This is a genomic window from Luteimonas suaedae, assembly GCF_008312895.1.
Lineage (GTDB): Bacteria > Pseudomonadota > Gammaproteobacteria > Xanthomonadales > Xanthomonadaceae > Luteimonas > Luteimonas suaedae.
The window spans coordinates 208,100-221,533 of the sequence record NZ_VSSP01000003.1; the positions used below are offsets into that span (position 1 = coordinate 208,100).

General features: G+C 70.2%; 13 protein-coding genes. 6 read left to right on the forward strand and 7 right to left on the reverse strand.

Annotation, left to right across the window (positions count from 1 at the left end; translation table 11 throughout):
• Positions 1-53 precede the first annotated feature (53 nt).
• Positions 54-926, forward strand: coding sequence for a helix-turn-helix transcriptional regulator (locus FXO19_RS07100; protein ID WP_149194372.1), 873 nt, complete (start codon positions 54-56; stop codon positions 924-926).
• Positions 927-938: 12 nt separating this feature from the next.
• On the opposite strand, the gene FXO19_RS07105 is transcribed toward FXO19_RS07100, so the two are convergent.
• Entirely contained in the window at positions 939-1,151 is a 213-nt protein-coding gene (locus tag FXO19_RS07105; RefSeq protein ID WP_149194373.1) for a hypothetical protein, read from the reverse strand.
• A gap of 26 nt (positions 1,152-1,177) precedes the next feature.
• Here FXO19_RS07105 and FXO19_RS07110 point away from each other — a divergent pair, with 26 nt between their 5' ends.
• Positions 1,178-2,176 (forward strand): alpha/beta hydrolase, encoded by a 999-nt coding sequence (locus FXO19_RS07110; protein ID WP_149194374.1) that lies wholly within the window; start codon positions 1,178-1,180, stop codon positions 2,174-2,176.
• Between the two features lie 213 nt (positions 2,177-2,389).
• Here FXO19_RS07110 and FXO19_RS07115 read toward each other — a convergent pair whose 3' ends face one another.
• Both FXO19_RS07115 and FXO19_RS07120 read right to left on the reverse strand, forming a co-directional pair.
• Positions 2,390-3,601 (reverse strand): MFS transporter, encoded by a 1,212-nt coding sequence (locus FXO19_RS07115; protein WP_149194375.1) that lies wholly within the window; start codon positions 3,599-3,601, stop codon positions 2,390-2,392.
• Between the two features lie 272 nt (positions 3,602-3,873).
• Entirely contained in the window at positions 3,874-4,677 is an 804-nt protein-coding gene (locus FXO19_RS07120; RefSeq protein WP_255516332.1) for a hemerythrin domain-containing protein, read from the reverse strand.
• On the opposite strand from FXO19_RS07120, the gene ligD reads away from it, so the two are divergent.
• The 3 genes from ligD (at position 4,652) to FXO19_RS07135 (ending at position 8,651) form a co-directional block, all read left to right on the forward strand.
• Entirely contained in the window at positions 4,652-7,168 is a 2,517-nt protein-coding gene (ligD, locus tag FXO19_RS07125) for a DNA ligase D (RefSeq protein ID WP_149194376.1), read from the forward strand. The genes FXO19_RS07120 and ligD overlap by 26 nt on opposite strands.
• Before the next feature lie 28 nt (positions 7,169-7,196).
• Entirely contained in the window at positions 7,197-7,478 is a 282-nt protein-coding gene (locus FXO19_RS07130; protein ID WP_149194511.1) for a hypothetical protein, read from the forward strand.
• A 210-nt stretch (positions 7,479-7,688) separates the two neighbouring features.
• Positions 7,689-8,651 (forward strand): manganese catalase family protein, encoded by a 963-nt coding sequence (locus FXO19_RS07135; RefSeq protein ID WP_149194377.1) that lies wholly within the window; start codon positions 7,689-7,691, stop codon positions 8,649-8,651.
• Positions 8,652-8,668: 17 nt separating this feature from the next.
• On the opposite strand, the gene FXO19_RS07140 is transcribed toward FXO19_RS07135, so the two are convergent.
• Entirely contained in the window at positions 8,669-9,457 is a 789-nt protein-coding gene (locus FXO19_RS07140) for a DNA-formamidopyrimidine glycosylase family protein (protein ID WP_149194378.1), read from the reverse strand.
• Between the two features lie 146 nt (positions 9,458-9,603).
• On the opposite strand from FXO19_RS07140, the gene FXO19_RS07145 reads away from it, so the two are divergent.
• The gene (locus tag FXO19_RS07145; protein WP_149194379.1) at positions 9,604-10,818 is read left to right on the forward strand and encodes a serine hydrolase domain-containing protein; all 1,215 of its coding nucleotides are present in this window, start codon (positions 9,604-9,606) and stop codon (positions 10,816-10,818) included.
• Between the two features lie 210 nt (positions 10,819-11,028).
• Here the strand turns inward: FXO19_RS07145 and FXO19_RS07150 are convergent, their stop codons facing one another.
• From FXO19_RS07150 to FXO19_RS07160, 3 genes are all read right to left on the reverse strand, one after another.
• Positions 11,029-11,502: a hypothetical protein gene (locus FXO19_RS07150; RefSeq protein WP_149194380.1), complete on the reverse strand. Its 474-nt coding sequence runs from the start codon at positions 11,500-11,502 to the stop codon at positions 11,029-11,031.
• Entirely contained in the window at positions 11,499-12,143 is a 645-nt protein-coding gene (locus FXO19_RS07155) for a DUF5671 domain-containing protein (RefSeq protein WP_149194381.1), read from the reverse strand. The genes FXO19_RS07150 and FXO19_RS07155 overlap by 4 nt, the downstream gene beginning before the upstream one ends.
• Before the next feature lie 294 nt (positions 12,144-12,437).
• Positions 12,438-13,277: an SDR family oxidoreductase gene (locus FXO19_RS07160; protein ID WP_149194382.1), complete on the reverse strand. Its 840-nt coding sequence runs from the start codon at positions 13,275-13,277 to the stop codon at positions 12,438-12,440.
• Positions 13,278-13,434 lie beyond the last annotated feature (157 nt).

A 13,434-nucleotide genomic window follows, 5' to 3' on the forward strand; every position in this document is an offset into this window, starting at 1 on the left:
TGCCGGCGGCGCCCGGCCGCGGTGCCGCCGCGCCGGGCGCTATTCTTCGCACGATGGCCGTGCCGTACCTCGAGCGCCCGATCTGCGAACCGGTGGAACTACGCCCCGGCGCGCGGATCCGCGTCGAGCGCGTGGTCCAGGGTGGCGAAGCTGCCGCCAGCGCACCGTTCCCGCATTTCCACGACGTGCACGAGCTGGTGCTGTTCGGCACCGTCTCCGGCACCTTCACCGCCGAAGGACGGCGCCATGCGCTGACGCCCGGCTGCATCGCCTTCGTGCCGTCGATGCGCCAGCACGATTTCGCCCTCGCCCCCGGCCCGCGCGACTGGCTGCTGGTGCAGATCGACGCCATCGCCGGCGAAACCCTGGCGCATGCGCCCGGACTCGAACGACTGGCGCATGCGTTCTGCGCACTGCCCGACGCCGCGCAGCGCCGGCGCGTGACCATGCTCGCCGAATGGCTGGGCGGACTCGGCAGCGACGACCCGCTCGCCCAGCCGCTGCTGGAACTGCTGCTGCACGCCGCGGTGCGCGCACCCGCGGTCGCAGGCGAGACGCTGCCGGCCGACGCCGACGACCTCGAACGTCTGCGCCCGGCGATCGAATGCCTGCGCCGCGATCCCGCCCACGCGCCCTCGGCCGAACAGGCGGCGGCGCTGTGCGCGCTCTCGCCGGCCTACTTCAGCCGCCGCTTCAAGCGACAGGTGGGTCTGGCCTGGAGCGAATACGTCCGCACCCACCGCCTGCACCTGGCGAGCCAGCGCCTGCGCGACAGCGACCGCAGCATCGCCGCGATCGCCGAGAGCCTGGGCTTCTCCACCCCGTCGCATTTCGGCGAGCTGTTTCAGCGCCGCTTCGGCACGACGCCGGCCGCCTATCGCCGCGCCGAGCGCGTCCGGCGCGGCATGCCGGATGCGCCGACCTGAGCGATCCGCCGCTCAGGCCGCGGCCGCGTGGCCTTGCAGGACCGGCCGCGGCGTGCGCAGCACCTTGACCAGCGCCGCGGCCTCCTCGTTGCCGTAGCCGGCATCCGCCGCGCGACGCTGCGCCGGGTACTCGGCGCTGCGGCGCACGTCCTGAAGACAGGGCGACTCATCGGCGCGATTGCCGAGGACACCGGCCGTCGGTTCCGGCAGGTATCCTGCCTGCAACGGCCGTCGCGAACGGAATACCCTCGATGAAGAAAGCGCTCGCCTGGGGAGTCGCATCGGCGCTGGTGCTCGCAGTGCTCGTGGTCGTCCTGGACCGACTGACACCGTGGCCCCAGGCACTGCTGATCCGCTACGCGTTCGAGAAGGGCGGCGCCGCCATGGCGCAGGCGCTCGAGAAACATGTGCCGCCGGGCGTCGCGGAGGTGCGGGACATCGCCTACCGCGACGACGATCGCGATGCCAGGCTCGACGTGTTCTACCCCGAGCGCATCGCCGGTACCGACACGGTGCTGCCGACCATCGTCTGGGTCCACGGCGGCGCCTGGATCTCCGGCAGCAAGGAGGACGTCGCCAACTACCTGCGGATCCTCGCCGCGCACGGCTACACGGCCGTCGGCATCGACTATTCCATCGCGCCGGGCAAGCGCTATCCGCTGCCGGTGATCCAGGCCAACGACGCGCTGAAGTACCTCGCCGCCAATGCCGAGCGCCTACACGTCGACAGGAACCGGTTCGTGCTCGCCGGCGACTCGGCCGGCTCGCAGATCGCCGCGCAGGTGGCGGCGCTGACCACCAGTCCCGCCTACGCGCGGACGATGCGGCTGACGCCGGCGCTCGAGGCGCACCAGCTGAAGGCGACGGTGCTCGCCTGCGGCGCCTACGACCTGGCGCTGGTGGATTACGACGGTGCGTTCGGCGGCTTCCTGAAGACGGTGCTGTGGGCGTACACGGGGCGCAAGGACTTCCTCGACGATCCCGATCTCGCCTCGGCGTCGGTCGCCGATCACGTCACCGCGGATTTCCCGCCGACCTTCCTCACCGCCGGCAACGCCGACCCGCTGCAACCGCAGTCGCGGGATTTCGCCTCACGGCTGACGCACGCGGACGTCGCCGTCGACACGCTGTTCTATCCCGCCGACCACACGCCTGCACTTGCGCACGAATACCAGTTCGACCTCGACGGCACCGACGGCCGCCAGGCGCTGGCGCGGATCCTCGCGTTCCTGCAGGCAAATACCCGCTAGGCCGAATCCACATCCATGCCCCGTTGTCCCTGTAGGAGGGGCTTCAGCCCCGACCCCAGGCAACAAGCGGATCGGAAGGGAACCCATGCGCGCGCACGCTGTTTCCTCGCGCGATCTTCGGCAGGTCGGGGCTGAAGCCCCTCCTACAGAGGTCGATGGCGGGCGTGAATGCCAAGGCCTGCAGACCGGTAGCGGCCAGCCCGCCGCCCGGGCTCAGCCGGTGCAGGACGCCAGGCGCAGCCGGCGTGCGTCGCGGCGCGCCCAGGCGTACACCAGCAGGCCCGCGACCGCGGTCGCCGCGCCGACGTAGCCGGTCGAGGTCCAGCCGAATCCGGCGGTGATCGCCATCCCGCCCAGCCACGGCCCCAGCGCGTTGGCGGCGTTGAACGCGGAATGGTTGGAGGCGGCGGCCAGGGTCTGCGCGCCGCCGGCCACGTCCATCAGCTGCGTCTGCAGGATCGGCGCCAGCGCACCCATGGTGCCCACCGCCACCACCGCCGGCAGCACCAGCCACGGCGAATGCGCCGCGAACGGGAACGCCAGCAGGACCAGGGCCGACCAGACCAGCACCACCGCAGCGGCGCGGAACTGCAGGCGGTCGAACAACCAGCCGCCGGCCAGGCTGCCGATCACCCCGCCGATGCCGAACGCCACCAGCCCGAGCGGAATCCACGACTCCGCCACCCCGGTCACGTGCACCAGCGTGGGCGCCAGATAGCTGAAGACGCAGAACATGCCGGAGAAGCCGACCGCGCCGATCGCCAGCGCCAGCCACACCTGCGAGCGGTTGAAGTCGCGCAGCTCGCGGATCGGATCCTGCCGCGGCTCATCCGGATCCGGCGGCAGGAACCGCGCCACCAGCGCCACCGTCAGCAGCGCGATGCCCGCGACCAGCGCGAAGGCCCAGCGCCAGTGGAACGTGTGCCCGAGCCAGGTGGCGAACGGATTGCCGATCAGCAGCGCGATCGCCAGGCCCAGCATCACCCGGCCGACCGCGGCGCCGCGCTGGTCGGGGCGGCTGATCGAGGCCGCCACCAGCGCCGCCACGCCGAAGTACGCACCGTGCGGCAGCCCGGCGATGAAGCGGATCGCCAGCAACGCGTGATAGCCCGGCGCCAGCGCGGTGGCCACGTTGCCGAGCGCATAGAAGCCCATCAGCGCCAGCAGCAGCGGCCGACGCCGCAGCCGCGCGCCGAGGATCGCCAGCAGCGGCGCACCCACCACCACGCCCAGCGCGTAGGCGCTGATCGCATGCCCGACCTGGGTCTCGTCGACCGCCATCCCGCGCGCCAGGTCGGGCATCAGGCCCATCGGCACGAATTCGCTGGTGCCGATGGCGAACCCGCCCATCGCCAGCGCGAACAGGATCAGCGTGGTATCGCGCCGCGTGAGCGGCCGCGTGGTCCGGGTGCCGCTGTCTGCCATGTCGGATCCGGCGCGGAGGGCACATCATTATTGTGCATTGCAGCATCGAAGGAAACCATCGGGCGCGGCGTCACATCGTTCCGCACATGGCGCATGGCAGCGACCGTGTCTAGCGCCCGATACCGTAGAAGAACGCCCTGCGCGATACCCGCGCAGCGGGCGCGCGACAGACCCGGTTCGCGGTGTCGGCGACGGCGCCGGCATCGCGCGCATGGCGCGCTCCTACGAAGGGCAATGCCTGCCGCGAAACGGTCAAGCGTTGGACACCCGTGTCACCCGGGCGCTTTGGGAACGCGCAGCATCGCCTTGGCGGTGGTCTTGATCTTGGCCTGCGCCTCGACCGCCTCGGCGGCGGACGAGGCCTTCCACGCCTCGTACTGCCGGTCCAGGTCGGCGCGCTCCTCGGCCGTGAACAGGCGCCGCGCGGAGGCGAACATCTCCTTCTCCTCCTCCTTGGCGTGGTGCTCGATGAACTCGGACAGCACCTTCATCGAACCGGCGAACTGCCGCGAGGTCGGCGGCGAGGCGTGCAGGTCCGGCAGCACCGCCAACTCCACCGCGCGATGCTCCTGGATGGCCTCGGCATGCTGCAAGAGCTGGTCGTGGGAAGCGCGCTCGGCAAAGGCCGGATAGAACACCAGCTCCTCCCATTTGGCGTGCGGGATCAGGTGGGCCTCGATCTTGTCCAGCAATTCGTTGCGCGTCTTCTCCGCGCGATCGGTGGTGGCGTTGATCTTCGTGAACAGGTCGCGGAGCACGTCGTGCTCACTTTTCAGCGTCTTGAGGATGTCGCGCATGGCGTGTGTACCGTGGCCGAGGGAATGGCCATCCAAACGCATCGCGGTTCGCGCGACCGTGAAGACGCAGCGTGTTTGCGCAGCCGCGCCACGCGCACGATGCGCCGGCACCGCACACGCGGTCACCTCGTGCAGCCGCACCGGTATCGGGGGCGCGGCCCGCTCCTGCACACAGGCCGCGCATGCACGCCGAGGAATGCGCCGCGCGCGCCTTCGCGCCGCGTTGATGGCGCCGCGATCACGGTGGACGGGCATGAGCCTCACCGAATACCGGCGCAAGCGTCAGTTCACCAGGACCCGCGAACCGGAGCCGGGCAAGCGGCTGCCGCGGGGGAAGCGCGCGATCTTCGTCGTGCAGCTGCACCATGCGCGCCGTCGCCACTACGACCTGCGCCTGCAGGTCGGCGATGCGCTCAAGAGCTGGGCGGTGCCCAAGGGACCGAGCTACGACCCCAAGGTCAAGCGCATGGCGGTCGAGGTGGAGGACCACCCGGTCGACTACGCCGGCTTCGAGGGCGAGATCCCCGAAGGCGAATACGGCGGCGGCCACGTCGCGCAATTCGACCGCGGCATCTGGGCCACCGAGGGCGACGCCGAGGCGCAACTGGCCAAGGGGCACCTGCGCTTCGAGCTGTTCGGCGACAAGCTCAAGGGCGGCTGGCACCTGGTGCGCTCGGGCAAGTCCGGCAGCAAGCCGCAGTGGCTGCTGTTCAAGGGCGACGATACCTTCGCCGGCAGCCTGGAAGCCGACGACCTGCTGGCGGGCGTCACCGCGCCGCCCAAGGCGGATGCCAAACGCGCCGGCAGCGGCAAGGCGGTGAAGAAGCGGCGCAAGACCGTCACGCCGGCGCGCCGGCGCAAGCGCGACTGGTCGAAGCCGGCCGCGGCGCTGGCCCACGCGCGCAAGCGCAAGCCGCCGGAAGGGCCGTTCGTGCCGCAGCTGGCGCGACTCGGGACCGCGCCGCCGAAGGGTGAGCAGTGGCTGCACGAGCTCAAGTGGGACGGCTACCGGATCCTCGCCACCATCAATGACGGCCAGGTGCGGCTGTGGTCGCGCAACGCGCTGGAATGGAGCGACCGGGTCCCGGAGATCCGCGCGGCGGTGGAGCAACTGAACCTGACCTCCGCCGCCCTGGACGGTGAACTGATTGCCGGCAGCGGCGCGCGCGAGGATTTCGGCCTGCTGCAGTCCACGCTCTCGGGCGAGCAGCAGGGCGCGCTGGCCTACGTGCTGTTCGACCTGCTGTACCTGGACGGCATCGACATCTCGGAAGCGCCGCTGGCCGAGCGCAAGGCGCTGCTGCAGCAGGTGCTGGCCGAGCCGCCGCCGCACCTGGCCTTCAGCTCGCACATCGAGGGCGACGGCGACGCAGCGTACGCGCTGGCGGGCGAGCGCCATTTCGAGGGCATCATCTCCAAGCGCGGCGACCGCCCCTACCGCGACGGACGCAGCGACGAGTGGCGCAAGACCAAGCACCTGGCCAGCGACGAATACGCCGTGGTCGGCTACACCGCGCCCAAGGGCGCGCGCAGCGGGTTCGGATCGCTGCTGCTGGCGCGGCCGGATCCCACGCACGGCTGGGTCTACACCGGCCGCGTCGGCACCGGCTTCAGCGAGCAGCTCATCGAGGAGCTGAGCCGGCGCATCGGCAAGGCCGGCCGCAAGACGCCGACCGTGCACGTGCCGGAACACGACACCGACCTGCGCACGGCGAAGTGGTTCGCGCCGCGCTTCGTGGTGGAGGTGTTCTCGCGCGGCGCCGGGCGCCAGGGCCTGCTGCGCCAGGCCTCGCTCAAGGCGGTGCGCGCGGACAAGGACGTGGCCGACCTGCAGGACGGCGACCGCGGCAGCGGCAGCCGCAGGAAAGCACCGGCCAAGCGCGCAAGACCGGTGAATGACGCCGCGCCGCGGCTCACCAGCCCCGGCAAGATCGTCTTTCCCGACATCCGCGCCACCAAGCAGGACGTGGCCGACTATTACCAGGCGGTGATGGACCACGTGCTGCCGGAAATCGCCGGCCGCCCGCTCTCGATCATCCGCTGCCCGAACGGCTCGGAGAAGCCGTGCTTCTTCCAAAAGCACCACACCGCGGGACTGGAGGCGGTGTCGTTCGCCCGGCTCAAGGAGGAGGTCGGCAACAACGCCAACTACCTGGTCGTCGAGGATGCCGCCGGACTGATGGAACTGGTGCAGTTCAACACCCTGGAGCTGCATCCATGGGGCGCGCGCGCCGACGCGCCGGACCTGGCCGACCGCGTGGTATTCGACCTCGATCCCGGCCCGGGCATGCCGTTCGCCGAGGTCAAGCGCGCCGCCGTGCACGTGCGCAAGCTGCTGCGGCAGCTGGAGCTGGAATCGTTCCTGCGCACCACCGGCGGCAAGGGCCTGCACGTGGTGGTCCCGCTCGACCCGGGCTGCGAATGGGACCTGGTGAAGCGCTTCGCGCACGGTTTCGCCGATGCCCTGGCGAAGTCCGAGCCGCTGCGCTTCGTCGCGGTGTCGACGCTGAAGCTGCGCAACCGGAAGATCTTCGTCGACTATCTTCGCAACGGCCGCGGCGCGACGAGCGTGGCGTCGTACTCGCTTCGCGCGCGACCCGGCGCGCCGGTGGCGCTGCCGCTGGCCTGGAGCGAGTTGTCCAAGCTCAAGCGTGCCGACGCATTCACGATGCGCGACGTGCCGGCGCGGCTGAAGCGGCGGCGCAAGGATCCCTGGCAAGGCATCGACGCAGTGAAGCAGGACCTTTCACGGTGGTCATCGGAGGACTGAACCCGTGACGCCGCGCGTGGGCGGACGGATGAAGCGCTACGCGGATCTCCACGGCGACAGCGGCGTGGTCGCATACGCGCTGCTGCCCAAAGCGATCGCGGTCGAGTTCCGGTCCGGTGCGGTCTACGTGTACACCGCCGACAGCGCCGGTCCAGCCCGACTCGCACGGATGCGCAGGCTGGCGACCTCCGGCCGCGGCCTGAGCACCTACATCAGCCGCCACGCGCACGACCGCTATGCCGAGGTCCACGACGATCGCACGCAGTGGGAAGCCGCGCAGGCGTCACGGCACCCGACGCCGAAGGCGTGAGCATGCCGCGTTCATGACTGCGCTCGCGTGCGTGTCGCGTACGTGTGCATCCATGCGTGGCGCATTCAGCCGTGCGCGGTTGTCGGACGTGCATCCGGCCACAAAAAACCTGCGCGGAATTCGCAGCATCTTGATCCGGGCGCCGCAACACTCGATCTTCCGGCGCACGACGCGCATCCCGGCCACGCCATCCGCCCCACGGAGAATCCCATGTTCGCCCACAACAAGCGCCTGCAGTACTCGGTCCACGTATCCGAGAGCAATCCCGCCCTGGCCAACCTCATGCTCGAGCAGTTCGGCGGCCCGCAGGGCGAACTCGCCGCGGCGATGCGCTACTTCACCCAGGCCCTGGCCGAGGACGATCCGGGGCGCAAGGACATGCTGCTCGACATCGCCACCGAGGAGCTCAGCCATCTCGAGGTGATCGGCACGATCGTCGCGATGCTCAACAAGGGCGCCAAGGGCCGCCTGGCCGAGGCCGTGGAGGAGGAGGCCGAACTGTTCCGCTCGCTGCAGGGCGCCGGCAACGACTCCCACGTCACCCAGGTGCTGTACGGCGGCGGCCCCACGCTCACCAACTCCGGCGGCCAGCTGTGGACGGCCGGCTACATCGACAGCATCGGCGAGCCCACCGCCGACCTGCGCTCCAACATCGCCGCCGAGGCACGCGCCAAGATCGTCTACGAACGGCTGATCAACGTCACCTCCGACCCCGGGGTGAAGGAGGCACTGGGGTTTCTGATGACACGCGAAATGGCGCACCAGAAATCGTTCGAGAAGGCGCTGTACGCCATGGAGCCGAACTTCCCGCCGGGCAAGCTGGCCGGGATGCCGGAGTTCGAGGAGATGTACGTCAACACCTCGCAGGGCGAGGGCGACATGCGCGGCCCCTGGAACAGCGATGAGAACTTCCGCTACGCCGACGGAGATCCCGCCACCTTCGTCGCCGCCGGCGGCGGCGACGGGCTGTCCTCGGTCAAGCTCGGCCGCAAGGAGAAGAGCGTGGTGGCGGCGATGGCCAAGCGCACCGCGTCCAATCCAGCCGTCAATCCGGTTACCGGCATCGAACTCGGCAAGGCCGAAGGCACGATGGCGAAGACCGCCGCGGTCAAGCAGCAGGCGCCGGAAGCGCCGGCGCAGCCGGCGACGCGTGCGCGCAAGCCCAAGAAATAGCTGGACTGCGGCCGACGCTACAGGAGCGTTCCCGACGCGTCGGTGTCGGCGCCGGCGCTGCCCGGGCCGCCGGCGTACAACCGCTGGCAGGCCTCGCAGAAGAATGCGCGGCGTCGCGCCCGGCCCAGGTGCTTGCGGTAGCTCAGGCGGCAGCCATCGCGCGGGCAGATCGTCTTCGTGTGCACCTGGTAGTGCTGCCGCAGCACGAACGCCCGCTTCCAGCGCAGGAAGTCGAAGCTGTACTCGCGCGCCTGGTCGATCAGTTCCGACAGCTTGCGCGGCGGCAGCGCGGCGATGCGGCTTTCCGGATGCACGCGGATGCGGTGCAGCACCTCGTTCTTGATGATGTTGCCGACGCCGGCGAACACCTCCTGGTCGAGCAGCGCGTCCGCCGCCAGTACCTGCGGTCTCAGCTTCAGCTTGCGCCGCGCCTTCGACCGGTCCCAGTCCGGGCTCATCACATCGCCGCTCCAGTCGTACACGTCGTCGGGGGCGCCTTCGATGAAGCGCACCGAGCAGGCGTAGAAATTCAGCTCCTCACCTGCGCTGAAACCGAGGCTGAGCCGCGGCGGCGTGTCCCTGCGCTCGTTGATCCGGTAGCTGCCGAACAGCAGGAAGTGGATCCGCAGGAAGAACCCGTCGAACGCCAGCAGGAAGTGCTTGCCCCAGCTGCGTACGCCCAGCACCGTGCGCCCGGCCATGCGGCCGATGTCCTGCTTGCTGTTGCCGCCGACGCGCAACACCTTGCGGCCGGCGAAACCCGCGGCCGCGTCCCTGAGGATGACGATGGAAGGGCCCTCGGGCATGCAGGGCAGTATCGGGTCGGGCGGTGAGGCCGGCGTCAACCGGCGCGACGCCTCGCGGCTCGTGCGGCGGTTCCGTAGGATGGGCGGCGCGTGGTCGTCGCACCTGTCGCGAAGGCGCGCATCCATCACATCCGGGGTATCCGATCATGTTGCATCACTTGCGATCCTGTGGCCTTGCCGTCGTGCTGACGGTCGCCGGCGGCCTGCACGCCGCCGAACCCGTGGGCATGGTGCGCGTCGCGTTCGACCGCGACGGCGTCACCGAGATCCGCGCCAGGGGCCTGGCCGACGTGGCGGCCGGGCGCGCGATCGGTGCGGAGGATCCGGCGCGGATCGCATCGATCTCCAAGCTGGTCACCGCGATCGCGGTGATGCGGCTGGTGGAGGCCGGCGAGCTGGACCTGGACGCCGACGTATCGGACCTGCTCGGCTGGTCGCTGCGGCACCCGCGATACCCCGACCGGCCCATCACCCTGCGCCTGCTGCTGTCGCACCGCTCGAGCCTGACCGACGCGGCCGGTTACTACGCGGTGCCGCTGGACGGCGCGGTGAAAGACATCCTGGACGATCCGCGCGCATGGGACGCGGCGCATGCGCCGGGCACCTACTTCCGCTACACCAATCTCAACTTCCCGCTGATCGCCGCGGTGATGGAAAACGCCACCGGCGAACGCTTCGACCGGCTGATGGACGCGCTGGTGCTGCGTCCGTTGGGGATCGCCGGCTGCTTCAACTGGGAACTGTGCGACACCACCACCGCCGCGCGCGCCGTGGTGCTGTACGACGCCGAGGGCACGCCGGTGCGCGACGACCACCGCGGCCGCAAGCCGGCCTGTCCGGTCAACCACGCCAGCGACGGCGGTTGCGACCTGGCGCACTGGCGACCCGGGGTGAACGGCGCGCTGTTCTCGCCGCAGGGCGGGTTGCGTATTTCCGCGATCGAGCTCGCCCGGATCGGCCGGCTGCTGCTCGGCGACGGCAGCGTCGACGACGTACGCCTGCTAAGCCCCGAGTCGGTGCGCACGCTGGTGCAACCGCTGTGGACCTGGGCGCCCGGCAACGGCGTCACCTTCGAGGAAGACGACAGCGGGCAGTCGCGGCAGGGTTTCATGTGCCGCTACGGCCTGGCGGTGCAGATCCTGGCGACGCCGCGCGACGGCTGTCGCGACGATCCGTTCGGCGACGGCGTGCCCCGCGTCGGGCATGCCGGCGCCGCCTACGGCCTGCTGTCGGGCCTGTGGATGGACCACGAGGCCGGGACCGGTGTGGCCTACTTCGCCACCGGCATGCCGGATGCCCCGGTCGGCGCGCACTCGGCGTTCACCGCGATCGAGGAACGGATGGCGCGCGCCGACTGGTGACCGGTCACCGCCGCCATGGCTTGCGACGCCGCCGTCATGCAGCTGGGGACGGCGAGGTGGCCTTCTGCAAAGGCGCCATCGCCCCGCATCGGCGGAATGACGAAACATGAGGTGCGGAACTGCGGAACCATCCGTAGGCAACAGCGGAACACGACGCGGAGAACAGCTCGACTCATCTACACATCGTCATTCCAGCGCAGGCGGGAAGCCTTACAACAGCCCGAAGGGCTGGTCATCCAGGGACTTTCCGCCGTTCCCGGCGCCCTTTCCGGCCCGGCGATCGAAGCACCCGCGCCCCGCATCATGGTTCCACGCGGGCGACCACGGCCGCATGCGCGGCCGGATATCGGCGGTGTCCGTGGTGAAGGTCGCACACAAGCGGAAGCCGCGCCCGCCGGCGATCTCGTAGTCGTAGGGCGTGCCGTCCACCGGATCGGCGATCGCCAGCCGCTGGCCCGGCTGGGCGGCCAGGGTGGCGAGGTCCGGCGGCAGTGCGTCGTGGTGCTCGTAATAGCGATCGACGGCGTCGACGATACGCTGCAGGTCGTGAACGCGCCGGTCGTCGAGTTTCGCCTTGCGCTGTGCCGACGGCGAGCCCATCACCGCAATGGCGACGGCGACCACCGCGATCACGACCGAGCCCGCGACGATCAGAAGCCGGCGCCCGGCGCCATCCGCGCTCACGCCTCCTTCTCCTCGCGGCGCAGGTCCAGCAGGTAGTAGCCGAAGATCGCGCCGGCGATCACCGCCGCCACCAGCACCTTGAGCACGAAGCGCAACGTCAGTTCGCCGCCGAGCAGGTTGTAGACCAGCGTGATCATGTCGCCGACGAGCACCGCCGCAGCCAGGAACAGGGTCAGGTACGTCAGCCAGCGGCGCACCGTCGACAGCCGCTTGACCGGATTGCGCGCCAGCTCCTTGCCCAGGTAGTGCGCGACATAGAGGAACACCGGAAACGCGATGATCACCGAGGCGGTCGACCAGCGCATCGAGCGCGCGAGGCCGCCGACGACGTAGTCGGGATCGGCCGGATCGGGCAGCGCGCGGTTGATCAGATCGAACAGCAGGCTGCCGAGGTGGTAGGCCGAGACGTAGAGCGTGGCGAACAGCACCAGGTAGAGGAAGGCCTCGCGCGCCGACAGGTACGGCCGCGGCCGCGGAACCGGCACGGAAAACGGAACCTCGGCATAGGCGCCGAGCGCGCTGCGGACCTGTTCCGGCGGCCACCCCGCCGCGGTCAGCGCCGCCTCGACCGCAGCCCTCGACTCGCCTTTCGCCAGGGCCTCGCGGACGAACCACTCCAGATCCTGCGTTGCCGAGGCCATGCCCTGTTCCTTGCCGGTTGCGGACGGCCAATCTAGCAGGTCGGGCCGCCGCCAGACGGACGGCCGCGCGCCCGGCGCGATGGCGAACCGGTGCTTTCGCGCGACGGAACGCCCGCAGGACGCCGCTTCCGTAGGAGCGCGCCATGCGCGCGATGCCGCGGGTGCTTGCAGGACCCGGTGAATGCCGCAACTCCGGACCGGCAGACGCGGCGGTCACCGGAATTCGCGGGCGGCGACACGTCCGCGGCATCGCGCGCATGGCGCGCTCCTACGGGACGACCGCGTCCTTCGTCGTCAAAGCATTGGCGTGCCGCCGGTCACCCCATAGCGCGCGCCGGTGACGTAGCTCGCGTCGTCCGAGGCCAGGAAGACGAACACCGGCGCCACTTCCTTCGGCTGGCCCGGCCGCTTCAACGGCACCTGCGAGCCGAACGTCTTGACGTCCTCCGGCGGCATTGTCGAGGGGATCAGCGGCGTCCAGATCGGACCCGGCGCCACCGAGTTCACGCGGATCCCCTTCTCCGCCAGCAGCCCGGCCAGGCCTGCGGTGAAGTTGGCGATCGCGCCCTTGGTGGTCGCATACGGCAGCAGCGTCGGCCGCGGCTTGTCGGAATTGATCGACGAGGTATTGATGATCGCCGAACCCGGCTGCATGTGCGGCACCGCCGCCTTGCACAGGTGGAACATCGCGGTGACGTTGACCTGGAAGGTGTAGTCCCACTCTTCGTCCGGGATCTCCTCGATCGACTCGCGCGTCATCTGGTAGGCGGCGTTGTTGACCAGGATGTCGATCCGCCCGAATTCATCCAGAGTGCGCCTGATGATCGCGCGGCAGTGCGCGGGATCGGCGATGTCGCCCGGCACCAGCACACAGCGGCGGCCGGCGTCCTCCACCCAGCGCTTCGATTCCTCGGCGTCCTTGTCCTCGCACAGGTAGCTGATCAGCACGTCGGCGCCCTCGCGCGCGAAGGCGATCGCGACCGCGCGGCCGATGCCGCTGTCGCCGCCGGTGATCACCGCCACCCTGCCGCTGAGCTTGCCGCTGCCCTTGTAGCTCTCCTCGCCGTGGTCGGCCTTCGGCTCGAGCTCGGGTTCGGTTCCGGGAACGTCCTGCTGCTGTTCTGGCTGGTTCATGCGTGCCTCATGTGCTGCGCCCGGTCCTGCACGGGCGACGGGTCGTCGCCGGCATGATGGTGTCGCATGCGCAGGACCCCGGCGGGAAACGTCACCTTGGGACGGCCCGCGTCGAACCGGCGTGATTCACCACGGGATCACGGATGCCTAACCGGCG